Origin of the sequence: Pseudomonas sp. PB103 (assembly GCF_009764635.1) — a bacterium.
Classification (GTDB): domain Bacteria; phylum Pseudomonadota; class Gammaproteobacteria; order Pseudomonadales; family Pseudomonadaceae; genus Aquipseudomonas.
In genome coordinates, this window is sequence record NZ_RWIL01000135.1 from 55,819 (window position 1) to 80,390 (window position 24,572).

Here is a 24,572-nt window from a genome sequence, read left to right on the forward strand (position 1 = left end):
GAATCCGGCCGGGGTCGGGGATGCGGGTAAAAACAGAGGGGGTGATTATGAGGCGGGATTTAGCACTGTGGGGGCTGAGTTTGGCAAGTGTTGGAATGTGAACACGAGGATTGCCTTGAGTGCGACAGACGACAGGGCAATGCGCAGCACCAATTGCCCTTTTTCGTTCCTGCGTCAGGCCGCCATGTTTGGGCTGAAGCTGCTGGAAGTCAGTCGTTCAATCGCAATCCTCAGAGCTTGATCGTCGAATAGCTTGTTTTTCCGTGCCGCAGCGCTGGAGCCACCATCCCATTTCATCAGCGCTTCGCGTAAAGCCGGAACGGTTGGCGCAACGCCTTCCTGAATCAACAACCAGTCGACCGTCGCTAGCAACTCCATGCCAAAAGGAGATTCAAAACCATCGATCAATTCGGCCGTGCGTTCCAAAGCCTGGGAGTACTCCTTGGCTTCAGTCTTGAGATAGGTCTGCAAAAATACTCTGCGATCTTGATCAAACCAAATCACGTCAGTGTTCTCCGCATCACTGATGCGCTTGGCGCAATGCAGATAACTGCCATCCAGATTGTTGAGCAGATGCTCCAATCGATTGGCATAGGGTCCGAATTTATGAGCGACGAATTTGAGATTCAGCGGGTTCTCAGTCCCCGGAAGTTTCTCGATTGCACGCTCAAGAAACCACGCCAGTTTTTGAATCTCGAGCAGGCTGCATTCCATGCCCAGAACCCAATAACGTCGCACCAGTTCTGCAATCAGCGCTCGTGCCGGAGTGAGCTGCTCCACACCGCTGCGTTTCGCAACGTTCAGATACTGATTGGAGGGTTCGAACACCAATACATCCACATCCAGATCACTCAGTACCTCAACTATTTGCTCGCGAACCTCGGCCCACTTCAGTCCACCATTACCAGCACCTAGCGGTGGGACGGCGACGGACTTTACGTCGTTTTCTATCAGGAAACGACGCAAGTCATGCAGACCCTCAGTGATCCAGGCCATTTGCGAGGGAGAGCGCCAATGACGTTTGGTAGGGAAATTCACGATCCAGCGCGGGCCATCGAGTTCATTGGTGGCCGTCACATGCATCTTGCCGGTTTCCACTTCACCGGCCTTGCACGCGGCTGCGTACAGTCGGTAATTCTGCGCAAAGCGTTCTTTGAACATCAAAGCGATGCCTTTACCCATCACACCCACGGTATTCACCGTGTTGACGAGGGCTTCGGTCTTGGCTTCCAGCAGGTTGCCTTGGGTGAATCTGATCATTGGAAATACCATTTGGGGCGCGCATGGACCGGCAACGTCAGGCCTCTAGCGGCAACGTCTGCTTCTATGCGTACTTTCATTGCATCGGTGTGGCACATGATGCCCAGTAGTCCCGTAATCGGTAAGTGATGGTGAATCAGTGCCTCAGCCTGATAACGCTCCATTTTGCGAGGATCATCAGGATCGCGCTTGAAGTCGCGTCGTTGAAGGATAGACCAGTCGATCCGGTCGAGATCCGCCAGATCGCTGTAATAGTCTGTCCAATTTGGGTAGGCATGTGCGTTTGTGAAGACAAACGGTAGGCCCAGCTCTACAACGCGATAAAGGCTGGAGACGAGAATGACGATCTCGTCGTTGGTGCGTTGCTGAACGCTCCAGCCTGAATGAATGTTCTGCATCATTACCGAGAAGGGCGTGAAGTAGAAGGGCACGTAGTCGGCCAGAACGCCTTCGGGTGCGATAGGCACCTGGCGTGAACGGCGTTTGTCGATCAAGTCGACGTTGCCGATGTTCACGTACTGAGGTGCCTGTACTTCCGAGTTCGCGCAATGCAGACCGTTATCCAGAATCCAGGGCAGGTTATCGCGATGGACGATACGCCAAATCAGAGCCTTCTCAGGATTCAGGCTGGTGTAGTTCATTGCGAAACATTCCCCGATTTATATGAACGGGTACATTAACATCCGCTTTTAGCATTTTTTCCAAGCACACAGCACCGACTTCAGAGTTCGGCGCAAATAGCATGATGAAGTCTTTTACTTTTACTACTTCAGGCGAAAGGCATTCCGCCATGCAAACACTTTTGCATTTGGAGTTCGAGTAGTCGCGCGCGTTCATCAGCTCCCAGTCGATCGCTTCGAACCCTTTGTCGTACTCAAGCAGCTCTATCTCATCACCGGCCAATGGGTGTCGAGGAATGATTTTCCATTCATTTTTTTGAGCAAATAATCTGCGAACGCAGATCAGCACAAACCTCTTGTCCGGATTGTCGCCCTGTACGCGTCCATCAAAAGGATTTTTGGCAAACCAGTGAAACGGTACGAAGCGGTCAAGCTCCAGCGTTTTGCGTTTCGTGAGAATCTCGGCATCTGCTACGTCAGCGAAATCAGTGAGGTCGGCCCTAGGTTTTAAACCATCACGGAAAATGCTCTCCAAATTTTCAACGGAGGTGAGGTGATAGAGAAGAAACTGGTCCTCGATTTTCTTTTTTTCTTTGACGTCCGACATAGTGGTCTCCTTGACCTGCACATCAACCTAAACTGAATTCAGTCCCGGCCTTGCCCCGCGCTGATGTAACCCTCGATCCGTGGGGTTGGTAGAACAGTCGTTGCGATTCTAGTGTGCCATCACTTTTGACCACAAGCCCAGTATGGAAATTGGTTAGCAGGGTCAGGCAGCAAAACTCCTGAACTCACTCCTCATCAAAGTAATCGCGGTCCAGCGTCGGCAACCGCAACAAACGCGATGTCACGCCTACCTCATGATCCATCATCAGATGCACCAGTCGTGTCCCGTCTACCAACACAATGCCATCCACCGATTTAGCGAAGTCAACAGCGTGCGCCGTAAAGCCAGACGTGGTGATGAATACGCCGCGCTTAGCTTTCTGCCCAGCAAGCGCCCCATAGAACGCCTGCAGTTCAGGCCGGCCAACCGTGTTCTGCCAGCGCTTGGCCTGAACGTAAACCTTCTCCAGCCCCAATTTATCGAGCGAGATAATGCCGTCGATACCCGCATCACCGGAACCGCCGACACGTTGCAGATCATTACGACTGGCGCCGTAACCCAGGCGATGAAGCACATCCAGCACGATCACTTCGAAGCGGTTGGGGCTGACTTGCAGCAAGTTATCCAAAAGGTCGGCCGCCGTGGCATCGCGCAACTCCTTCAGCGCTCGCTCCAGTCGGTCGTCGGGGCTTTCGGTGGCAGAGGCTAGATCTGGCTCCGCATTCGGTTGGTCATCCAGTGGCTCAGCGTCAGGCGCGACCTTCAGCTTCACATTCATGTAGCCGATTGCCAAATGCTCCACGTCCTTGGCTGACAGTGGAAATGCATGCTCCTTGGCGTACTGCACTCCTGCGTCAGTCAACTTCCAATAACCGCGTTTGGCACTGCTGGAAAGACCGGCGCGCTTGAGACGATCGTGCGCCCAGCCAGATCGGTTCTTGTAGGTGGCCTGACCACTCGCGATCAGATCCTCACGCTGCTCTTCTGTTAATTGCAGTATTTTGGCTGCCGCCTCGTGGGCATCCCGAGCAATTGCACCATCGGGTTTTGTGGCGAGAAACCGCAGGATCGGTTCGATGAACTGATCGTAGGTTGGAACGGACATGGGCGCATCCCTGTGCTGATAGGTGTTTTTGAACTGACCGGCGGGCGAGTATAAATTAACCCTCGCTGAGGATGCCTTCGAGCGTTAGCGCTGATGCGGTGAAAGCGTAAGCCGCTGTGTCTCAGCACACTCACACATTGAATGGCTGACCGGAAAGGGTTTTGTCCTACAGAACATCCCTGCGCAATAAATTCCGCCGTCTGGCATACGCAAGCTTTGCCCAGGCGCTATCATCCCCCACTTTTTAGCGCCTGCTGATCGGGCGCGTGAGCTATGGAGCAACACACGGTGATCACCGGCGAACTCAAAAGCAAAATCGACGCAATCTGGAATGCCTTCTGGTCGGGTGGTATCTCCAACCCAATGGAGGTCATGGAGCAACTGACCTATTTGCTGTTCCTGCGTCGTCTGGATGAGTTGCACACCCTGGAAGAGAACAAGTCCAATCGTCTGAAACAGCCGATGGAGCGCCGTATCTTCCCTGAAGGCCTCGACGCGCGGGGCTGCAATTACAACGATTACCGCTGGTCGCACTTCAAGAACCTGGCCCCGGCGGACATGTTTGAAGTCATCGCCGATCACGTGTTCCCGTTCCTGAAAACCATCGGCAGCGATGACTCCACCTACAGCCACCACATGCGCGATGCGCGTTTCACTATTCCGACGCCGGGGCTGCTGGCCAAAGTGGTGGACTTGCTCGACGACATCCCGATGGATGATCGCGACACCAAGGGCGACGTCTATGAATACATGCTCGGCAAAATCGCCAGCGCCGGGCAGAACGGTCAGTTCCGCACGCCACGACACATCATTCAGTTGATGGTTGAACTCACCGCGCCGCAGCCGAACGACGTGATCTGCGATCCGGCCAGCGGTACTTGCGGCTTTTTGGTTGCGGCCGGTGAATATTTGCGTGAAAAAAATCCGAGTCTGCTACTGGATGCTGCACAGCGTGAGCACTTCCACCATGGCATGTTCCATGGCTTCGATTTCGATAACACCATGTTGCGGATTGGCAGCATGAACATGATGTTGCACGGGGTGGAGAACCCGGATATTCGTTATCGCGACTCTCTGGCGGAAAGCACTGCGGGAGAGGCTGAGCACTACAGCTTGATTCTTGCTAACCCGCCGTTTGCGGGGAGTCTGGATTATGAAAGTACGGCGAAAGATCTGCAGAAGATCGTCAAAACTAAGAAGACCGAGTTATTGTTTTTGGCGTTGTTTTTGCGTTTGCTTAAGCCAGGTGGTCGTGCGGCTGTGATTGTTCCTGATGGTGTGATGTTCGGGTCCAGTAAGGCGCATAAAGAGTTGCGTCGTATGATCATTGAAGATCATAAGCTGGATGGCGTCGTCAAATTGCCGAGCGGTGTATTCAAACCTTATGCGGGGGTAGCGACATCAATTTTGCTATTTACCAAAACCAATTCCGGAGGCACAGATAACGTCTGGTTTTACGATTTGCTAGCTGATGGTATGAGTTTGGATGACAAGCGCACGCCGCTTCTTAGTGATGATAAGTTAGGTGTGGCTCCTAGCGTTGTATTGAATGAAGGTGAACATGAGAAGAATAACTTGCCGGATGTGCTAGCGCATTGGCGTGAACGTAGAGGGGTAGAACTTGATCGTTCGCGTACGGCGCAAAGTTTTTGCGTGCCGAAAGCCGAAATTGCTGCTCAAGGTTATGATCTCAGCCTTAGTCGATACAAAGAGATGGTGCAAGATGAAGTAGAGTATCGCTCGCCGCGGGAGATATTGGCTGAACTCGATGCCCTTGACGAAAGCATCAGGTCGGAAATGCAGGAGATGCGGGGGCTTGTCGGGTGAAATACGACCAAAATATTGTTCGGCTTTGTGAGATCGCAGAGCTGAATCCAAAAGCAGTTCAGGATCTTGAGGATCAAGACCTTGTCTCTTTTCTCTCAATGGCTGCTGTGACAGTCGGGGGAGAAACGTCTGCTGGTGAAAGTCGTCCCTACTCTGAAGTTAATAGAGGCTATACAGCTTTTGAAAATGGTGATTTATTAATCGCGAAAATTACACCTTGTTTTGAAAATGGAAAAATTGCTCAAGCAAGGATCGCTAATAAATATGGGTTTGGATCTACTGAGTTTCACGTAGTAAGACCTGATAGTAGTCAGGTGAATTCTAGATATCTTTTGTATTTTTTGCGTCAGTGCAGCGTTCGTCTTGCAGGGGCGCGAAAAATGACTGGGAGCGCAGGGCATCGGCGCGTGCCAATAAGTTTTTTTTCAGATTTACAGGTTTTTTTGCCTTCATTGTTCGAGCAAAATAGAATCTCTGAAGCTTTAGCTGGGCTAGATGGGGTGCGTGCAAAGTGTCGTAAAGCTCTAGAGTTGCTGTCTGAACTTTATGAGTCATTGTTCTTTAATATGTTTTTTAATCGGGATGCGTTAGGTTGTGAATATCCGGCAGTAGAGCTAGGGCAGCTGTTGAAGTTTAAAAGTGGGAGCTTCTTGCCCGCCTCCGAAATGTCATCTAATGGTCTGTATCCTGTTTATGGGGGGAATGGTACTAGCGGCTACCATGATGAGTATATGTTTGATGATCCCAAGATTGTAATTGGGAGGGTTGGTGCATATTGTGGTTGTGTACATATGTCGTCCCCGTTTTCGTGGGTTACAGATAATGCATTGTATGTAAGCGGGTTGCGTGATGGGTTGTCGGTGGAGTATGTGTATTTTGCTCTGAAGTATGCGAACTTAAATCAATATGCTAGCAAGTCTGGACAGCCTCTTGTTTCGGCTGGGCGACTTAGCCGAGTGAAAATTTCAGTTCCTCCAGTTGAGCAGCAACAGAAGTTTGTGAATATATGCCGCAAATTAGATAGTCAAGTATTGCTGCAACGGACTCGTTTAAATCTACTAGATAGCCTTTTTTTGTCCGTCCAACACCGTGCTTTCCGAGGCGAACTCTAATTCATGCGCGGCTCCATGCTCCCAGTCTGGTCTCGAACCTGGCGCGAGCTCTGGAGCCCCTTGACGCGTCACGGATCGGCGCCTGCCGATCTGTTCTGCGAGTTGTACCGGGCGTTGATGCCTGCCTTAAAAACGCCCCCATCCATGGCCGCGCTGGCCGAGATCATCGACGACCCGCCTCAGAGCGTTCGAGCCTTCCGGCAGATCTGCGCCGATGACCTGATCGACGAATCATCTCTGCTGAGCTTCTTGCAAACCGCCTACGAAGTGCTCGACGAACTGGCCGGCGACGCACTGGCCAATGCGTATTTCAATCGCCTGTCCAACTTCATCGATACCTACAACCTGAACTACGAACTACGCCGCCCCTGTCGCTTGTATCCGACGGTTCCCGGCCTGTTCGCCAATCTGGTTCAAGGCCTGCGCAACAGCAACGCCGAGCATCCGCACCTGCATACCCTGCAAAGGGATTTTGACGAAGCCTTCCGCGACCTGCACGACAGGGGCGGTGAAGGGCGGATCAAAACCTGCCTGCAGAAACAGATCAATCTGCTGGAAGCCCTCGGTCGCAATAATCCGCAGGTCAATGAATACGCACTGTCGAGCATCTGCGACCAACTCCCGCACTGGCCCCACGCCAAGGTTCGCCAAGCGCTGAAAAGTCTCTATGGTTTCACCTGCGACTATCCCGGCATCCGCCATGGCGGTAAGCCCGGTAGCGTGGAAGGCAATATAGAGATGCGCGATATGCTGGCACTTTGTATCCTATTCACCGGATTCACCCCCTACCTGACCGATCGGCTGGACGTTGCCGCCATATTTCAAGGACGTTGATATGAGTAACTTTGCCTTCTTGCGCGCTGAATGGCCCGGGTTGCATGCCGAGGCGCTGAAGGCTGAAGCCAATGTGCTGGCGGATCCGCGCACGTCCTGCTTCTACGCCCGGCGCACGCTGGAGTTGTTGGTGGCGTGGCTGTTCAAGGCTGATCGCAGTCTGAAGCTGCCGTACAAAAGCGACTTGTCGGCGTTCCTGTTTGAGCCAACATTCAAGACCCTGACTGGGCCGATGCTCCACGCCAAAATGGAAGTCATCCGCAAGCGCGGTAACGATGCCGTGCACAGCGCCCGGCAAGTGCGCGAGCAAGATGCCAAAGCGGTGCTGAGTGAACTGTTTCATGTGGCCTATTGGTTGGGGCGGCATTACGCACGCAGCGCGGCGGGCAAACCCGATGGCGCGCTAAAATTCGACACGGCGCTGTTGCCCAAGCCGCCGCAAGTCGCCGCCACGCAAACTCAAGCGCAACTGCAAAAGCTTGAACGCGAACTCGCTCAACGAGACGCCGCGCTGTCGCAAGCACAGAAGAAAAACGCCGCGCTGGATCAAGAACTGGCCCAGCTACGTGCTGATGTGGCCGCTGCCAAAGCCGCCAACGCCAGTCAGCCGGATAACCACGATTACAACGAAGCACAAACCCGTGATTTGTTTATCGATCAGTTGCTGCACGAGGCAGGCTGGCCACTGAATGCCGCCCGTGATCGTGAGTTTGAAGTCGCGGGCATGCCGAACAGTAAAGAACAAGGTTTTGTCGATTACGTGCTGTGGGGCGACGACGGCAAGCCGCTGGCGTTGATAGAAGCCAAACGCACGCAGCACGATGCCCGCAAGGGGCAGCAGCAGGCCAAGTTGTACGCCAATTGCCTGGAGGTGATGTTCGGCCAGCGCCCGCTGATCTATTTCACTAATGGCTACGAACACTGGCTGTGGGACGACTTGCTTTACCCGCCGCGCCTCATTCAGGGCTTCCACAAGAAGGCCGAATTGGCGCTGCTGATTCAACGTCGTAGCAGCCGCAAGAAGTTGGGTGAGGCGACGATTGACCCGCTCATTGTCGAGCGGCACTACCAGCAACGGGCCATTCGCCGTATTGGTGAAACCTTCGAGCAGGATCACCAGCGCAAAGCGTTGGTGGTCATGGCGACTGGGGCCGGCAAGACCCGGACAGTCATCGCTTTGAGCGATTTGCTGATGCGCTGTAATTGGGCCAAACGCATTCTGTTTCTGGCCGATCGCGTGGCCTTGGTCAATCAGGCTGCGAACGCGTTCAAGAAGTTTTTGCCCAACGCGGCGCCGGTCAATCTGGTGACCGAGAAGAACACCGAGGGCCGCGTCTACGTCTCGACCTACCCAACGATGATGGGGCTGATCGATGAAAAGCAGGAAGGGCAGCGGCGCTTTGGTGTCGGCCATTTCGATCTGATCATCATCGATGAGGCGCACCGTTCGGTTTATCAAAAATACGGCGCGATCTTTTCCTACTTCGATGCGTTGCTGGTTGGCCTGACGGCGACGCCTAAAGACGAAATCGATCGGAATACTTACAGCCTGTTCAACCTTGAAAGTGGCGTCCCAACCGATGCCTACACTTTGGATGATGCAATCGCTGAGGGTTATCTGGTCAAACCGCGTGGGGTTTCTGTGCCGCTGAAGTTTCAGCGCGAAGGGATCAGCTACGACGAACTGTCTGAAGAAGAGAAAGACCAGTGGGACGAGCTCGAATGGGGCGAGGAGCAAGAAGTCCCGGACGAGGTCAGCGCTGATGCGGTCAACCGCTGGTTGTTCAATACCGACACGGTCGACAAGGTGTTGCAGACGCTGATGGAGCGCGGCCACAAAGTGGCGGGCGGCGATCGGTTGGGCAAGACCATTATTTTCGCCAAGAACAACGCACATGCTGAGTTCATCGCCGAGCGGTTCGACGCGAGCTATCCGGACAAGAAGGGCGCTTTCGCTCGGGTGGTGACTTACAAAACCGATTACGCACAATCCTTGATCGATGACTTCTCGATCAAGGACAAAGCGCCGCACATTGCCATTTCCGTGGACATGCTCGACACCGGTATTGATGTGCCGGAAGTGGTCAACCTGGTGTTCTTCAAGATCGTTCGCTCCAAAGCCAAGTTCTGGCAAATGGTCGGACGTGGTACGCGATTGTGCGACGACCTGTTCGGGCCAGACCAGGACAAAGAGGACTTCTTCATCTTTGATTTCTGCCAGAACCTGGAATATTTCAACCAGAACCCTGAGCCAACTGAGGGCACGTTGAGCGAGCCACTGGGGCAGCGTTTGTTCAAAGCGCGTTTGCAGATGTTGGCGGCGCTGGATCGACGCCGAAACAGTGTTGATGCCAAAGAGTCTTGTGGCACCTATTCGGTCATCTATAGCGACGATGAACTTCGAGCTGACATTGCTCGTGGGTTACACGAGCGCGTCAGTGCGATGACGCTTGATAACTTTGTGGTTCGACCAAAGCGTTACTGGGTTGAGCGGTTCTCCGCTGCCGGTATCTGGAAAGATCTCGGTGACAACCAACTGCAGGAGCTTGCCGAGCATCTGTCCGGGCTACCCACCCAGTTGGCGGAAGAGGATGAGGAAGCCAAGCGCTTCGATCTTTTGCTGCTCAGACTGCAGCTATGTGTTCTCAATGCAGAGCCAGGCTTCGCCAACTTGAGCGAAAAGGTTCGGGAGCTGGCTGAGGCGCTGTTGGGCCAAAGCAACATCCCGGCGATTGCTGAGCATTTGCTGATGGTCGAGGCCGTAGCGAGTCAGGAGTGGTGGGAAGACGTAACGGTGTCGATGCTGGAGCAGGCGCGTCGCAAACTGCGCAGTTTGATCAAGCTTCTGGAAAAAGGGCGAGGCGTTCGCGTCTATACCGATTTTGAGGATGAGTTGGGGCAAATCGACGAAGTGATCATGCCTTCGATGGTGAATCCTGCGAGTTTCGAGCGTTTTCGTGACAAGGCCCGCGCGTTCCTGCGGGCGCATCAGGATCATTTGTCACTGCAGAAGCTGCGACGTAATCAACCGCTGACTGCGCTGGATCTTGAAGCGCTTGAGCAGATGCTGGTTGAGAGCGGTGGCGGTGCTGGGGAAATCAGCCGCGCCAAGGAACAAGCCAAAGGGTTGGGGCTATTCATCCGCTCGCTCGTAGGCTTGGATCGCGATGCTGCATCTGATGCTCTTTCGGAGTTCTTGGCTGGGAAATCATTCAATGCCAGTCAAATCGAATTCAGTAATTTGGTGATTCAGCATTTGACAGAACATGGGGTGATGAGCGCAGCCTTACTCTATGAATCACCCTTCACAGACATCACGCCTAGTGGGCCAGACGGATTGTTCGCTCCTGAAGACGTTGACAAGCTGATTGTCGCACTGAAGGCTGTAGAGTCGGCTGCGTTGGTTGCTTGATCTCTGTTGTTAGTAAATTGAAAGAGTTTCTCGAAACTATCTAAGGACTAGATGTATGAGTGCTGTTGGCGAAGACGTTATTCGAGATAATTTGAAAGAAAACTTAGCTGTTCTTGAGTCTGGGCTCGTACTCGTTGATGATGAGGTTTTTGTCAGGGGGCGTGAAGGCTCTAGCGGATTTATTGATATTTATGCTAGGGATGAATGTGGCTCTCACGTTTTTATAGAGCTAAAGCGCTCCGAGTCGTCAGCTCGGGAAGCTTTGCATGAGGTTTCAAAGTATATCCAGTCGAGTGGCTTGGAAGCGCATGAGTGCCGAGTGTTTATCGTGTCGACAGTATGGAAAGAGTTAGCTTCTTCTTTGCCGTTGTTTCAACGTGAAACGGAGTATTCGATAGAAGGGTATGAACTCGAGGTTGATGATAATGGCGTTCCGCTGAGTTCAAAACGATTTGATCCTGCGACTGCTCCAGTTTATCGCCTAGAGTATCATAATGAGCACCAACAGATTGTATTTGAAGATTTGGAAGCGGCGCGGAGTGCCTTTGATACTCTAAAACGTTACATTGATCGATTTGCTGTTCCTGTTGTAATTGCAATTTTTGTTAATCCCAATGAACTCGAACACGTGAAAGCCAGGGTTTATCTCGCCGCGCTGCGAGACTGGGATGAGCCCACCATTGGTGAGGCTGATAAGCTTATCCAGCAGACAGGCATAAAAAGTGGAAGAGAGCCAATTGATGGTCCATTCAATGTGTATGAAGATTATTTGTTCGCACTAACGAGGATCCTGCCAAAAGAGTTTTTAGAGACGGATAGAGGAACTCCGAACAAATTGGCTTCATATGACTCGCTCTGGGGGGTGAATAAGGTCTCCTTTTCTAAGGAGTTGGCTCGTCGCTTTCCTCTCCACTCCGTATCAGACTTTATTCAAAGTGCATCGCTAAAAAAAGCTGGTGGAAAGGACTGGCTGGATATTATTTTTAAATCTCAGCATAAGGCCGCCTACGGTAAGCATCTGAAAAGTATTGATGCTTTTACACGTCATCAGCCGTCATGGAATAAGCTTATCTTAAGGACTATAGAAGAGTTTGAGGAAAAGTGCGAAGGCATTAAAGTTGATATTCAAATTTTCGATCCGCGGAACGTGATAGCTAGTTTGGTAGGGTTTCATAAAGATGGAGATGATTCACATCTTCCGAGGTACGCTCTGACCATTTGGGATTCGGCGGGGGGTGAACTGATTTCACTTTGTGGGAGTTATATTTGGAATGGTCAAAGGTTGAAACTGTCTCCGGAGAAATTATTTGCTGCGCTGGGGGTGAAGTACATTTCCCATCTTTCATTTGGACGCGCAGGAAAAGACTTCGAGATTTGTGATGCGCTTGGTTTGTCCTATGCATCTTTTCAGATTTCCCCCGAACCTACTTTATATACAAATAATGGTGCGAGTGATGATTTTATGAGTTTTTATAAATCGCATACGAGATGGATCGAGAGAGTTACCAGAGGTGTAGCTTCTTATAAGCTAGGGTGAGTATAGAGATTATTTCAGACATTAAAAAGCCGGCTTGTGGCCGGCTTCTCGGGGACTGGCTTGGCCTATTTTTGGTAAGCCTTGCCAGCCTTCAAAACGTACATCCGGATCTGCGTCCGGCTGTGGGACTTGGTCAGACGTTGGTCTGCCGCGTCGGGCGCTCTCTGAGCCGCGGGGCGGGTCGATGCGCAAATGTGGGGCGCAGGATACTGAGTTTTGCTGCGAATTCCCAGTCTGAAGTGCGGTTTAGAGCGACTGCTGTAGTAGGTATTGGGGATTTGTACTGTATTTCAGGGCCTCATCGCGAGCAGGCTCACTCCTACAGGGGGAGGTGCTGGCCGTCAGATCAGAGGAACGGCACCACCGGCCGGCGTTTGCCCGCGGTCGACCACCAGAACACCCAGCCCAATATGTGAATCCTTTGCTCTTCAATTTGCGCCGGGCGGAATACTTCGTCCGGGTATTCGGCGTTGTTGTGGCTGCGCAGCCGTAAGCCGTTGCCGGGCATGCGGTGCAGGTATTTGATGCGCAGCATGCCGTCGTGTTCGATGGCGTAGATTTCGCCGTCGACGACTTGGGTCAGGCCACGGTCGATGGCGACGACGGAGCCGTCTTCGATGCGTTCGGCCATGCTGTTGCCGATCATGTGCGCGCAGATGGCGTCGGTGTGTCTGACTTCGAGTTGATCGAGGTGGTTGCGCAGCAGGCGGATGGATTGGTCCGGGTCCTGGATGACGTGGGTTTTGCCGGAGCCGTCGGTGAGCGGCGTTTCCTTGAAGAACAGCAGATTGATGTCGTTGGGATCGATGACGGTGTAGACGCCACGGATGGCGTGGGCGTCGAAGGTGTCGCCGTTGCTGGCAGGCGCGTTCAGGCTCGGCGCTTCTTTGTTGCCTTCGCCGGTTTTCAGCCATTCGCTGTTGACGGACAGCAGGCGTGAGACTTCTTCCATGCGATACGCCGGGACGCCCCGGGTGTACCAGTTGTGGACATTTTGGGCTTCCGTGCCCCAGAACTTTGCGAAACCCGTGGTCGAGATGTTCGCTGCTTCCAGGAGTGCCCTGAATCTTGGACCGCTAGTGTTCTTTCTCATAAACACGGAGTCTACGGCCGTGCCAGAGCCGTTTGAATAAACCGGGCGTTCAAAAACGGGCTGAATTTTGCGACGGGATGTAAGACGTTCTTGTGGGAAATTACACAGGTTAAAACTTTTCTGTAGTCCGTCGTAAACGCCTTGTTTAAGACGACCTTTCTCGAGCATAAAAAACCCCGGATCGACCGGGGTTTTCTTCAAGCGGACTGCGGGTCAGGGCAATTAGCCCTTGTAGGCAGCAACCGACTTGGTGATCGCGTCGCGGGCGGCGTCAGCACCGGCCCAGCCTTCGATCTTGACCCATTTGCCTTTTTCGAGATCTTTGTAGTTCGCGAAGAAGTGCTCGATCTGCTGGATCAGCAGTGGCGGCAGGTCGGTGTATTCCTTCACGTCGACGTACAGCTGGGACAGCTTGTCGTGTGGCACTGCGATAACTTTGGCATCGCCGCCGCCGTCGTCGGTCATGTTCAGGATGCCGACTGGACGGGCGCGGATCACCGAGCCTGGCGCAACCGGGTAAGGGGTTACAACCAGCACGTCGAGGGGATCACCGTCGTCAGCCAGGGTGTTCGGGATGTAACCGTAGTTGGCCGGGTAGAACATTGGGGTGGCCATGAAACGGTCAACGAACAGGCAATCGCTGTCTTTGTCGATTTCGTATTTGATCGGCGCGTGGTTGGCCGGGATCTCGATCGCGACGTAGATGTCGTTCGGCAGGTCTTTGCCAGCCGGAATCTTGCTGTAGCTCATTGGGCGTTGCCCCCGTAGTTGACCAAAAACACTTGGCCGGATTGACCAAAAAGTGGCGGCGATTATAGGCATATTCCTACGCCGACGCCACGTACCAGAAGTCGTGCAGCGCTTAGTCGTGCGCCTGATAGACCGGGTCGCTGGCCTGAAGTTGCCGCAACCTGCCCAACGGGTCCTGACGGTAGAAAAGCTGCAGTTGCGCATAGACCTGTGGATAAGCCTCGTGCAGCAGATCTGGAGCGCTGAAGAAGTATTCGCTGGTGACCGCAAAGAATTCCGCCGGGTTTTCGGCGGCGTAAGGATCGATGGCCGTTTCGGCATCGGGGTTACGCTCAAGCTGGCCATCAAGATCGTCATAAGCAGCCTGCATGACCTCGGCCCAGTCGCTGACGCGCATGTCGGCGTGCAGCGGGGGCAGGCCGTTGGCGTCGCCGTTGAGCATGTCGAGCTTGTGCGCCAGTTCGTGGATCACCAGGTTGTAACCTTCCCAGCCACCACTGGCCATCACGCCTGGCCAGGCGAGGATGATCGGCCCTTGTTGCCAGGCCTCGCCACTGTGCTCGCCATCCCACTCATGCTCGACACCGCTGGCATCGCGGTGACGCTGCGGGCTGAGGAAGTCATCGGGGTAGAGGACGATTTCGTGGAAACCCTGATACCAGTTCAAATCACCGAGGTTGAGCAGTGGCAATTGCGCCTGAGCGGCGAGCAACAGGCGTTGCTCCTGATGCAGCTCGACGCCGGGCAGGGCGGTCAGATGTTTTTCTTCGAGGAACAGCACGCACGCTTCGCGCAGCCATTGGTCTTGCGCGTCGGTGATGCCGTCAAGAAAGCTCAGGTGATCGCGCACCCGTTGCCACATATCGTCGGCAATCGGGTGCTTCGCCAGAATGCGCCGGCGTCGCCAGGCGCTCAGCGACCACATGGGCTTAGTGCGATTCGGCTTTGCTGCCGCTGAAACGGCTGCGAACCACGCCAAGGATCATCGGCACCAGCGACAGCAGGATGATCGCCACAACCAGCAACGACAGGTTTTTCTTGATGAACGGAACGTTGCCGAAGAAGTAGCCCAACGTCACCAGGCCGCCGACCCAGAGAATGGTGCCGAGCACGCTGAAACCAAAGAAGCGCGGGTACGGCATTCTTGCCACACCAGCGACGAACGGTGCGAAGGTACGAATGATCGGCAGGAAGCGCGCCAGAGTCACGGTCTTGCCACCGTGCTTGTCATAGAAATCGTGAGTCTTCTGCAGGTAATCGCGGCGGAAGATTTTCGAGTTCGGGTTGCTGAAGAGTTTTTCCCCGGCCGTTCGTCCGATCACGTAGTTGGTGCTGTCACCGAGTATCGCCGCGAGCATCAGCAGACCACCGAGTAGTACCGGGTCCATTCCGCCACCCGCCGCTACGGCGCCGGCGATGAACAACAGCGAATCACCCGGCAGGAACGGCATTACCACCAGTCCGGTTTCGCAGAAGATCACCAAAAACAGAATGGCGTAGATCCATGGCCCGTAGTTGGTTACCAGCATGTCGAGGTAAACATCGAGATGCAGGATAAGGTCGAGCGGGTTGAAATCCATGGAGGCACCTGTGTGTCGGCCCGACTCAGCGGGTCTGTGCGGGTGAATCGGGTGTAAGCCTACAGTGAGGTGTAGTTTTTCTTACAAGCCGGAAAGATCGCGATTATACGGTCTGAGAGTTGAAAAGCGTGTTGGTTTTGTAGCGAGGGATGTCGGGCGTGAATATTTGTCAGGAAGGCAGGGCGGATGGGTAAGGCGAAAAGATCGCAGCCTTCGGCAGCTCCTGCAGGCTGCGATCTTTTGCTGTCAGAGTTCGTCGCTGATCGGCAATACGTAGTTCTTGAACTCGGTGTCTTCCTTGAACCCGATGGATTCGTAGGTTTTCTGCGCCACTTCGTTGTTGCTGCTGGTGGAGACGCGCATGCGCACGGCCTGGGTTTCCTTGGCCATTTTCTTCGCGGTGCGGATCAGGTTGTCGGCGACCAGTTGGCGACGGGCGTCTTCGGCGACATAGATGTCGTTGAGGATCCAGACGCGCTTGAGTGACAGCGAAGAGAAGCTCGGATAAAGCTGACAGAAACCCATCAGTTTCTTGTCGTCATCGTCGGCCAGGGCCAGATAGATCACAGACTCCTTGCGGCGCAGGCGTTTTTCGAGAAACGCGCGGGAGGAATCCGGGTAAGGCAGGGAACCGTAGAACTCGCGATATTTGACGAACAACGGAGTCAACAAATCCAGATGTTCGAGGGTCGCTTGAATAATCCGCATGATAGGTCTCGTCTTCAAGTGGCTGTCTTCAACTGCTCTGACGGCGATGGGAAACCCTGGCGGCCGTGCATCGATCCTGCCTGAAACCGGCGCAGAAACGCAATGCGGAAACGGTTCAGGTTGTGGGCGGATCGAGTAGGAAGTTTCCTTTTATATCCTTCCCTGTGTCCGACTCCAGTGTCTGCACCTGTGCTTCGTCCTTCAGATTGACCCCCGACAGCTGACGCCGACAGGCTTCGCGCATCAGGTACAACAAGCGATGCGCGGCCATGCCGTAGCTCAAACCTTCCAGCCGCACATTGGAAATGCAGTTGCGATAGGCATCGGTCAGCCCGATCTTTGGATTGTAGGTGAAATATAAACCCAGGCTGTCCGGTGAACTCAGGCCTGGACGCTCGCCGATCAGCATCACCAGCATTTTTGCACCGAGCAATTGGCCGATTTCATCGCCGACGGCAACGCGGCCCTGTTCCACCAGCACGACGGGCGCGATCGACCAGTCATCGCCGCTCATCTGCTCCTCCAGGCGGGTGAGAAACGGCAACGTGTGGCGATGCACCGCCAGCGCCGATAAGCCATCCGCCACGACGATTGCCAGATCCACGCCACCCGGATGCGCCGCCGCATAGTCACGCAGGCTTTGCGCCGAGTCATCGCTCAGTTTGCGTCCCAGATCCGGGCGTTGCAGGTAGCTGTTTCGATCCACGGCGGCGCTGTGCAGCAGCAAGCTCTCGCGCCCACGGTCACTCAGTTGCGCACTGAGCCCGGCATGATCGAAGGGCAGATGCACCGCATCGCGCGCCTGGGCGTGGGCAAACTGAAAGTCCAGTTGGGCGCTGGTTGGCAGGCTGGTGCCGGTGCGGCCGAGGGCGATCCGCGCCGGAGTCAGGCGGCGCAGTTCCAGCCATGGGTTTTGCGGGTCGATGGGCGGTTTTTCCATGTGACTCATCCCAGTTGTGCCAGCGCTTGGCGGAAGGCCGGCGGCAGGTTTTTGCCAAAGCGAACCTTGCCATCCGCTTGCGTGAAGATGCCCATGTTGGCCAGCCACTGTTCGAACTCCGGTGCCGGTTTCAGCCCCAGGGTCTGCCGGGCGTAGAGCGCATCGTGGAACGAGGTGGTCTGGTAATTGAGCATGATGTCGTCGGAGCCGGGGATGCCCATGATGAAGTTGATCCCGGCGACACCCAGGAGGGTCAGCAGGGTGTCCATGTCGTCCTGATCGGCTTCGGCGTGGTTGGTGTAGCAGATGTCACAGCCCATCGGCACGCCGAGCAGCTTGCCGCAAAAGTGGTCTTCAAGGCCGGCACGGATAATCTGTTTGCCGTTGTAGAGGTACTCCGGGCCGATAAATCCGACGACGGTGTTCACCAGAAACGGTTTGAAATGCCGCGCCACGGCGTAGGCTCGGGTCTCGCAGGTCTGTTGGTCGACGCCGTGGTGGGCGTTGGCCGACAGAGCGCTGCCCTGACCGGTTTCGAAATACATCAGATTTTGCCCGAGGGTGCCGCGATTCAGGCTCAGGCCGGCGTCATAGCCTTCCTGCAACACGTTGAGGTTGATGCCGAAGCTGGCGTTGGCCGCCTCGGTGCCAGCAATCGACTGGAACACCAGATCCAGTGGCACGCCACGGTTGATCGCTTCGATGGAGGTGGTGACGTGGGTCAACACGCAGGCCTGGGTCGGAATGTCGTAGCGCTGGATGATCGCGTCGAGCATCTCCAGCATCGCGCAGATCGAAGCGATGCTGTCGGTGGCCGGGTTGATGCCGATCATCGCGTCGCCGTTGCCGTAGAGCAGGCCGTCGAGAATGCTCGCGGCGATGCCGGACGGTTCGTCAGTCGGGTGATTCGGTTGCAGGCGCGTCGACAGGCGCCCGCGCAGGCCGAGGGTGCCGCGAAATTTCGTCACCACGCGAATCTTCTGCGCCACCAACACCAGATCCTGCACACGCATGATCTTCGACACGGCAGCGACCATTTCCGGGGTCAGGCCGGGGCCGAGGTTGCGCAGGCTGGTTTCATCGGCGGCGTCGCTGAGCAGCCAGTCACGGAAACCGCCGACGGTGAGGTGGCTGACCACGGCAAAGGCTTGTTTTTCGTGGGTGTCGATGATCAGTCGAGTGACTTCATCGGACTCGTAGGGGATCAGCGCTTCCTGCAGGAAGTGCGTGAGCGGGATGTCGGCCAGCGCCATTTGCGCAGCCACGCGCTCGCCGTCGTTGAGCGCAGCGACGCCGGCGAGAAAATCCCCAGAACGGGCGGGGCTGGCCTTGGCCATGACCTCTTTGAGGCTGTCGAAGCGATAGGTCTGGGCGCCGACGGAATGGGCGAATGCGGCCACAATATCCTCCTGTAAACGATAAACCCCCTGTAGGAGCTGCCGCAGGCTGCGATCTTTTGACCTTGATCTTCTTAACAGCAAGATCAAAAGATCGCAGCCTTCGGCAGCTCCTACAGGGTTCCAGCACAGTGCCTGGATGGGTGCTGTGCACTTTTATATGGCAGTCAGATACCTTCGAGCATAGCGTCTGCCGGTGCATCGGCGCGTTGCTTGGCGGTCAGCTGGAAATACAGGTAACCGGCAGCCATGAAACCGAGGAATACACAGCCGATCAGCGTGTTGAACCACGCCATCGCCACCAGACACACCACCGCCAGAAACAGCGCGATCGCCGGCACCACCGGATAGCCCGGCGCGCGGAAGGTGCGTTCCAGGTTCGGCTCGGTTTTGCGCAGTTTGAACAGGCTGAGCATGCTGATGATGTACATCACGATGGCGCCGAACACCGACATGGTGATCATCGCCGCCGTCAGGGTCATGCCTTGCAGATTGACCAGACCGTCGCTGTAGATTGCCGCAATGCCGATCACGCCACCGGCCAGAATCGCCCGGTGCGGGGTCTGGAAGCGCGAGAGTTTGGCCAGCCCCTTAGGCAGATAACCTGCGCGGGCGAGCGCGAAGAACTGCCGCGAGTAACCGAGGATGATCCCGTGAAAACTCGCCACCAACCCGAACAGGCCGATCCACACCAGCATGTGCATCCACGTCGAGTTATTGCCGACCACGGCTTTCATCGCCTGCGGCAGCGGATCGTTGATATTCGACAGCTGACGCCAGTCGCCAACGCCGCCAGCCATGACCATCACGCCGATGGCCAGAAACACCAGGGTCAGAATGCCGCTGACGTAAGCCTTGGGAATCGTGCGTTTCGGGTCTTTGGCTTCTTCGGCCGCCATGGCTGCACCTTCGATGGCGAGGAAGAACCAGATCGCAAAGGGTATCGCGGCAAAAATGCCCGGGATTGAGGCCACGGTGAACTCATTGGAGCCCGACCAGCCATTCAGAACGAAATTGCTGAAGCTGAAACCCGGCGCGACCACGCCCATGAACACCAGCAACTCGGCGACAGCGAGCACAGTGACCACCAGTTCGAAAGTCGCCGCGATGCTGACGCCGAGGATGTTCAAGGTCATGAAGACGAAATACGCACCGACGGCGGCGATCTTCGGATCAAGCTCCGGATACTGCACATTTAGGTAAGCGCCGATGGCCATGGCAATGGCCGGTGGCGCGAAGACGAACTCGATCAGCGTGGCGATGCCGGCGATCAATCCGCCTTTCTCGCCGAACGCCCGACGGCTGTAGGCAAATGGCCCGCCGGCGTGTGGGATGGCGGTGGTCAATTCGGTAAAGCTAAAGATGAAGCAGGTGTACATCGTCGCGACCATCAACGCCGTGACCAGAAAACCCAGAGTGCCGGCGGTGCCCCAGCCGTAACTCCAGCCGAAGTACTCGCCGGAAATCACCAGGCCGACGGCAATGCCCCAGAGGTGCAGAGTGCCGAGTGTGGGTTTGAGCTGTGTGGTTGAAGTCATAAGTCCTCGCTGTCTTTTTTATTGTTCGATTTTTTGGACTTGCGGGTGTGGCGGTTGGGTGGATGGGTGCTGTTCACGCAGCGGCAATTTCAGTGCAAAACCTGAATGACGGGTACGCAAGGGTCGTGCCAGAGCGGCCAGACCTTTTGTGTTGTGTCATTCAGGACGCCATCGCTGGCAAGCCAGCTCCCACAGGGATCTCTGCCGATCTCAATAATGGGGACACCACCGAAACCTGTGGGAGCTGGCTTGCCAGCGATGACATTTGAACGGGCGACACAGGAATATCCGTGTCGCCCTCAGGTTTTAGAAGAAGCCCAACGGATTGATGTCGTAGCTCACCAGCAGGTTTTTCGTTTGCTGATAGTGGTCGAGCATCATCTTGTGCGTCTCACGCCCCACGCCGGACTTCTTGTAACCGCCAAACGCAGCATGCGCCGGGTACAGGTGGTAGCAGTTGGTCCACACGCGACCGGCCTTGATCGCACGGCCCATGCGGTAGGCGCGGTTGATGTCGCGGGTCCACAGGCCGGCGCCGAGGCCGAACTCGGTGTCGTTGGCAATCGCCAGTGCTTCGGCTTCGTCCTTGAACGTGGTGATACTCACCACCGGCCCGAAGATCTCTTCCTGGAACACGCGCATTTTGTTGGTGCCCTTGAGCAGGGTCGGCTGGATGTAATAGCCGGTCGACAGATTGCCCTCGAGTTTTTCCACCTTGCCGCCGGTCAACAGCTCGGCGCCTTCGCCCTTGGCGATTTCCAGGTACGAAAGGATTTTGTCGAATTGCTGCTCGGACGCCTGCGCGCCGACCATGGTGTCGGTGTCCAGCGGATCGCCACGTTTGATTTGCAGGACTTTCTTCATCACCACGGCCATGAACTCGTCGTAGATCGACTCCTGTACCAGTGCGCGGGATGGGCAGGTGCAGACTTCGCCCTGGTTGAAGAACGCCAGCACCAGGCCTTCAGCGGCTTTTTCAATGAAGGTCGGCTCGGCCTGCATGATGTCTTCGAAGAAGATGTTCGGCGATTTGCCGCCCAGTTCCACGGTGGACGGAATAATGTTCTCGGCCGCACATTTCATGATGTGCGAGCCCACCGGGGTCGAGCCGGTGAAGGCGATCTTGGCGATGCGTTTGCTGGTGGCCAGTGCTTCGCCGGCTTCTTTGCCATAGCCTTGAACAATGTTCAGCACGCCCGGCGGCAGCAGATCGCCGATCAGTTCCAGCAACACGGTAATGCCCAGCGGGGTTTGTTCGGCAGGTTTGAGCACGACGCAGTTACCTGCTGCCAAGGCTGGCGCAAGTTTCCACGCGGCCATCAGAATCGGGAAGTTCCACGGGATGATCTGGCCGACCACGCCCAGCGGTTCATGAATGTGATAGGCCACAGTGTTGCCGTCGATTTCGGCCGCGCTGCCTTCCTGGGCGCGCAGGCAGCCAGCGAAGTAGCGGAAATGGTCGGCAGCCAGCGGGATGTCGGCGTTGAGGGTTTCGCGGATGGCTTTGCCGTTGTCCCAGGTTTCGGTGATCGCCAGCAGTTCGAGGTTTTGTTCGATGCGGTCGGCGATTTTCAGCAGGATCAGCGAGCGCGCCTGCACGGAAGTGGAGCCCCACGCATCGGCAGCGGCGTGCGCAGCGTCCAGTGCCTTGTCGATGTCTTCGGCAGTGGAGCGCGGGAATTCGGCAATCGGTTGGCCATTCACTGGCGAGGTGTTGGTGAAGTACTGACCTTTGACAGGCGCGACGAACTCGCCGCCGATGTAGTTACCGTACTTGCTCTTGAACGAGACTTTGGCGCCTTCAGTACCGGGGTGAGCGTAACGCATGATGATGTTCTCCTTGGCTTTGTACTTATTAGAGAAACGCGCAAGTGCGCTTGCTATAAGCGTAGAGCAAGGGTCGGGCCACTGCCGTGCGGAGCTGTGAAATCAAAGGGTTGGCGGGTTTTTGTCGGACGAGTGGATTAGGGCTGTGACGGTATCGGTACAGGAGGGGTGACAGTTTGTACCGCTTTTGGCACAGCGTGTGACCGGGCAGTCTTGCCAGCATTGCAATGGTGCTTGAGCTGGAGGATGCTCAGCCAACAGCAACCCCTGTAGGAGCTGCCGCAGGCTGCGATCTTTTGATCTTGATCTTCAAAAATACAAAATCAAAAGATCGCAGCCTTCGGCAGCTCCTACACGGGGAATATGGAGAACAATAAGAAATGCACGACAACCATTTGAGTCGCCATGCCCGGCAGGTCCTCACCGTCAGTCAGGGCAAACCGCACCTGCACGGTCCCGGCGCCGATCCGTCGATTGCCCGCTCGTGGCTGCGCTGTCTTGAGGACTATCACCTCGACCCGGCGCTGAGCATCGCGCCGACCGTGCTCGAACATGGCCGCGTCCTCGAAAGCCGCGAACGTCTGCAACAAGTGCTGCAGATCGCCGGCAATGAAATGAGCAGCCTCCATCAACAACTGTCCGGCGCCGGCCACGCAGTGCTGCTGACCGATGCGCGCGGGGTGATCCTCAACTGCGTCACCGCGCCCGCCGAACGCAAGATTTTCGAACGCGCAGGCCTCTGGCTCGGGGCGGACTGGAGCGAGGCCTGCGAAGGCACCAATGGCATCGGCACCTGCCTGGTCGAACGTCAGGCGCTGACCATTCATCAGGACGAACACTTTCGCGGGCGTCACACCGGGCTGACCTGTTCGGCCAGCCCGGTGTTCGACCCGCATGGTGAATTGCTCGCGGTACTCGACGTGTCCTCGGCCCGCCACGATGTCTCGCGGCAGAGCCAGTTCCACACCATGGCGCTGGTCAATCTGTCGGCGAAGATGATTGAGAGTTGCTACTTCCTGCGCTGCTTCGATAACCAATGGTTGCTGCGTTTCCACTTGCAGGCCGAGTCTGTCGGGTTGTTCAGCGAGGGGCTGCTGGCGTTTGACGGCGAAGGGCGGATCAGTGCGGTCAATCAGAGCGCACTGAACCTGCTCGGGCATATTCGCGGTGGTTTGCTGGGGAAACCGGTCGAGGCGTTTTTCGATTGTTCGCTGGATGAGTTGCTCGGCCGCGCCAGCGCGAATGCCAGCGCCAGTTGGCCGTTGCGCACCCGTGATGGTCGCCATCTGTTTGCCGTGCTGCGCGGTGAGTCGCGTAAACCGGCGCCGAGCATGCCCGCGCCAATGGTGGCTGAGGCTCCGCGGCTGTCGGGCATCTGTCTCGGTGATGAGGCGTTGCAGGCGGACTTCCGCAAATCGCTGCGTGTTTTTGAACGTGATGTGCCGCTGCTGATCAACGGCGAAACCGGCTCCGGCAAAGAAGCTTTCGCCAAGGCCGTGCATCAGGCCAGTCAGCGTTCGAGTAAAGCCTTCGTCGCCCTCAACTGCGCGGCGATCCCGGAGAGCCTGATCGAGAGCGAACTGTTCGGGTATCGCGGCGGCAGTTTCACCGGCGCACGCAAGGACGGCATGCGCGGCAAGTTGCAGCAGGCCGATGGCGGTACGTTGTTCCTCGATGAAATCGGCGACATGCCGTTGGCTTTGCAGACGCGCTTGTTGCGGGTGCTGGAGGATCGGCAAGTGGTGCCGATCGGCGGTGAGCCGGAGTCGGTCAACGTGCGGATCATCAGCGCCACGCACCGCAATCTGCTGGAGCGGGTTGCCGACGGCAGCTTCCGTGAGGATCTGTATTACCGCTTGAATGGGCTGGAAGTGGCGTTGCCTGCATTACGCGAGCGCAGTGATAAGTCGCAGTTGCTGGATTTTTTGCTGGCCGAAGAGGCGGGCGGCGATACGATCATCATCGAAGAGTCGGCGCGTCAGGCGCTGCTGGCGTTCAACTGGCCGGGGAACGTGCGGCAGTTGCGCAATGTGCTGCGCACTTTGGCGGCATTGTGTGATGAAGGGCGGATCGGGCTGGAAGATTTGCCCGTGATGATTCGCCAGGCACGGGTGGCGGTTTTGCAACCTGATGTATCTGAGCGCCCATTGGAAGATGCTGAGCGGGTGGCGCTGCTTAAAACGCTGGAACAGACGCGGTGGCATATGACGCATACGGCTGAGCAGTTGGGGGTTAGCCGTAATACGCTTTACAGGAAGCTGCGTAAACATGGGATTGAGCGGCGGGTCAGTTAGAGCCCTCACCCTAGCCCTCTCCCAGAGGGAGAGGGGACTGACCGAGGTGTTCTGGCGATTTACGCCGACCTGAAGGCCCTGAGCCGAACTGATATTTTGCAAGCACCACAAATCGGCTCCCTCTCCCTCGG

General features: G+C 55.8%; 19 protein-coding genes. 6 read left to right on the forward strand and 13 right to left on the reverse strand.

Translation table 11 applies throughout. The features are described from left to right. Nucleotides 1–174: 174 nt before the first annotated feature. The 4 genes from EJA70_RS24890 to EJA70_RS24905 all read right to left on the reverse strand — a co-directional run bounded on the left by EJA70_RS24890 (nt 175) and on the right by EJA70_RS24905 (nt 3,592). Complete coding sequence (locus EJA70_RS24890) at nt 175–1,260, reverse strand: macro domain-containing protein (protein WP_158834271.1); 1,086 nt, start codon at nt 1,258–1,260, stop codon at nt 175–177. After that, nucleotides 1,257–1,901, reverse strand: coding sequence for a DUF4433 domain-containing protein (locus EJA70_RS24895; protein WP_158834273.1), 645 nt, complete (start codon nt 1,899–1,901; stop codon nt 1,257–1,259). The genes EJA70_RS24890 and EJA70_RS24895 overlap by 4 nt, the downstream gene beginning before the upstream one ends. After that, on the reverse strand, nt 1,876–2,487 hold the full coding sequence (locus tag EJA70_RS24900) for a DarT ssDNA thymidine ADP-ribosyltransferase family protein (protein ID WP_137216635.1): 612 nt from the start codon (nt 2,485–2,487) through the stop codon (nt 1,876–1,878). Before EJA70_RS24900 ends, EJA70_RS24895 begins: the two co-directional genes overlap by 26 nt. Before the next feature lie 184 nt (nt 2,488–2,671). Then, the gene (locus tag EJA70_RS24905; RefSeq protein ID WP_158834275.1) at nt 2,672–3,592 is read right to left on the reverse strand and encodes a restriction endonuclease; all 921 of its coding nucleotides are present in this window, start codon (nt 3,590–3,592) and stop codon (nt 2,672–2,674) included. Between the two features lie 273 nt (nt 3,593–3,865). Here EJA70_RS24905 and EJA70_RS24910 point away from each other — a divergent pair, with 273 nt between their 5' ends. The 5 genes from EJA70_RS24910 to EJA70_RS24930 are packed head-to-tail and all read left to right on the forward strand — an operon-like array spanning nt 3,866 to nt 12,314. Next, complete coding sequence (locus EJA70_RS24910) at nt 3,866–5,419, forward strand: class I SAM-dependent DNA methyltransferase (RefSeq protein ID WP_256677729.1); 1,554 nt, start codon at nt 3,866–3,868, stop codon at nt 5,417–5,419. Next, entirely contained in the window at nt 5,416–6,531 is a 1,116-nt protein-coding gene (locus EJA70_RS24915; RefSeq protein ID WP_158834277.1) for a restriction endonuclease subunit S, read from the forward strand. Before EJA70_RS24910 ends, EJA70_RS24915 begins: the two co-directional genes overlap by 4 nt. A gap of 3 nt (nt 6,532–6,534) precedes the next feature. Next, on the forward strand, nt 6,535–7,365 hold the full coding sequence (locus tag EJA70_RS24920) for a hypothetical protein (protein ID WP_178116984.1): 831 nt from the start codon (nt 6,535–6,537) through the stop codon (nt 7,363–7,365). A gap of 1 nt (nt 7,366) precedes the next feature. Then, on the forward strand, nt 7,367–10,777 hold the full coding sequence (locus tag EJA70_RS24925; RefSeq protein WP_158834279.1) for a DEAD/DEAH box helicase family protein: 3,411 nt from the start codon (nt 7,367–7,369) through the stop codon (nt 10,775–10,777). Nucleotides 10,778–10,832: 55 nt separating this feature from the next. Continuing rightward, the gene (locus tag EJA70_RS24930) at nt 10,833–12,314 is read left to right on the forward strand and encodes a hypothetical protein (RefSeq protein ID WP_158834281.1); all 1,482 of its coding nucleotides are present in this window, start codon (nt 10,833–10,835) and stop codon (nt 12,312–12,314) included. A 346-nt stretch (nt 12,315–12,660) separates the two neighbouring features. Here the strand turns inward: EJA70_RS24930 and EJA70_RS24935 are convergent, their stop codons facing one another. The 9 genes from EJA70_RS24935 to EJA70_RS24975 form a co-directional block, all read right to left on the reverse strand. Further along, on the reverse strand, nt 12,661–13,407 hold the full coding sequence (locus EJA70_RS24935) for a helix-turn-helix transcriptional regulator (protein ID WP_158834283.1): 747 nt from the start codon (nt 13,405–13,407) through the stop codon (nt 12,661–12,663). Between the two features lie 222 nt (nt 13,408–13,629). Further along, nucleotides 13,630–14,157, reverse strand: coding sequence for an inorganic diphosphatase (gene ppa, locus EJA70_RS24940; RefSeq protein ID WP_008052339.1), 528 nt, complete (start codon nt 14,155–14,157; stop codon nt 13,630–13,632). 112 nt (nt 14,158–14,269) lie between these two features. Further along, nucleotides 14,270–15,082, reverse strand: coding sequence for a zinc-dependent peptidase (locus EJA70_RS24945; RefSeq protein WP_158834285.1), 813 nt, complete (start codon nt 15,080–15,082; stop codon nt 14,270–14,272). Between the two features lie 4 nt (nt 15,083–15,086). Next, nucleotides 15,087–15,737 (reverse strand): DedA family protein, encoded by a 651-nt coding sequence (locus EJA70_RS24950; RefSeq protein WP_008081798.1) that lies wholly within the window; start codon nt 15,735–15,737, stop codon nt 15,087–15,089. Between the two features lie 246 nt (nt 15,738–15,983). Continuing rightward, nucleotides 15,984–16,445: an N-acetyltransferase gene (locus EJA70_RS24955; RefSeq protein ID WP_003228592.1), complete on the reverse strand. Its 462-nt coding sequence runs from the start codon at nt 16,443–16,445 to the stop codon at nt 15,984–15,986. A gap of 115 nt (nt 16,446–16,560) precedes the next feature. Continuing rightward, entirely contained in the window at nt 16,561–17,394 is an 834-nt protein-coding gene (gene eutC, locus EJA70_RS24960; protein WP_371924619.1) for an ethanolamine ammonia-lyase subunit EutC, read from the reverse strand. After that, nucleotides 17,391–18,785 carry an ethanolamine ammonia-lyase subunit EutB gene (locus tag EJA70_RS24965; RefSeq protein WP_158834289.1) on the reverse strand — a complete coding sequence of 465 codons (1,395 nt, stop codon included), beginning with the start codon at nt 18,783–18,785 and terminating at the stop codon, nt 17,391–17,393. The genes eutC and EJA70_RS24965 overlap by 4 nt, the downstream gene beginning before the upstream one ends. A gap of 164 nt (nt 18,786–18,949) precedes the next feature. Further along, nucleotides 18,950–20,320 carry an ethanolamine permease gene (eat, locus tag EJA70_RS24970; RefSeq protein WP_008083672.1) on the reverse strand — a complete coding sequence of 457 codons (1,371 nt, stop codon included), beginning with the start codon at nt 20,318–20,320 and terminating at the stop codon, nt 18,950–18,952. Between the two features lie 306 nt (nt 20,321–20,626). After that, a complete protein-coding gene (locus EJA70_RS24975) occupies nt 20,627–22,147 on the reverse strand; it encodes an aldehyde dehydrogenase family protein (protein WP_008083670.1) in 1,521 nt (506 codons plus the stop codon). A gap of 380 nt (nt 22,148–22,527) precedes the next feature. Here EJA70_RS24975 and EJA70_RS24980 point away from each other — a divergent pair, with 380 nt between their 5' ends. Beyond that, entirely contained in the window at nt 22,528–24,441 is a 1,914-nt protein-coding gene (locus EJA70_RS24980) for a sigma-54-dependent Fis family transcriptional regulator (RefSeq protein ID WP_158834291.1), read from the forward strand. Nucleotides 24,442–24,572 lie beyond the last annotated feature (131 nt).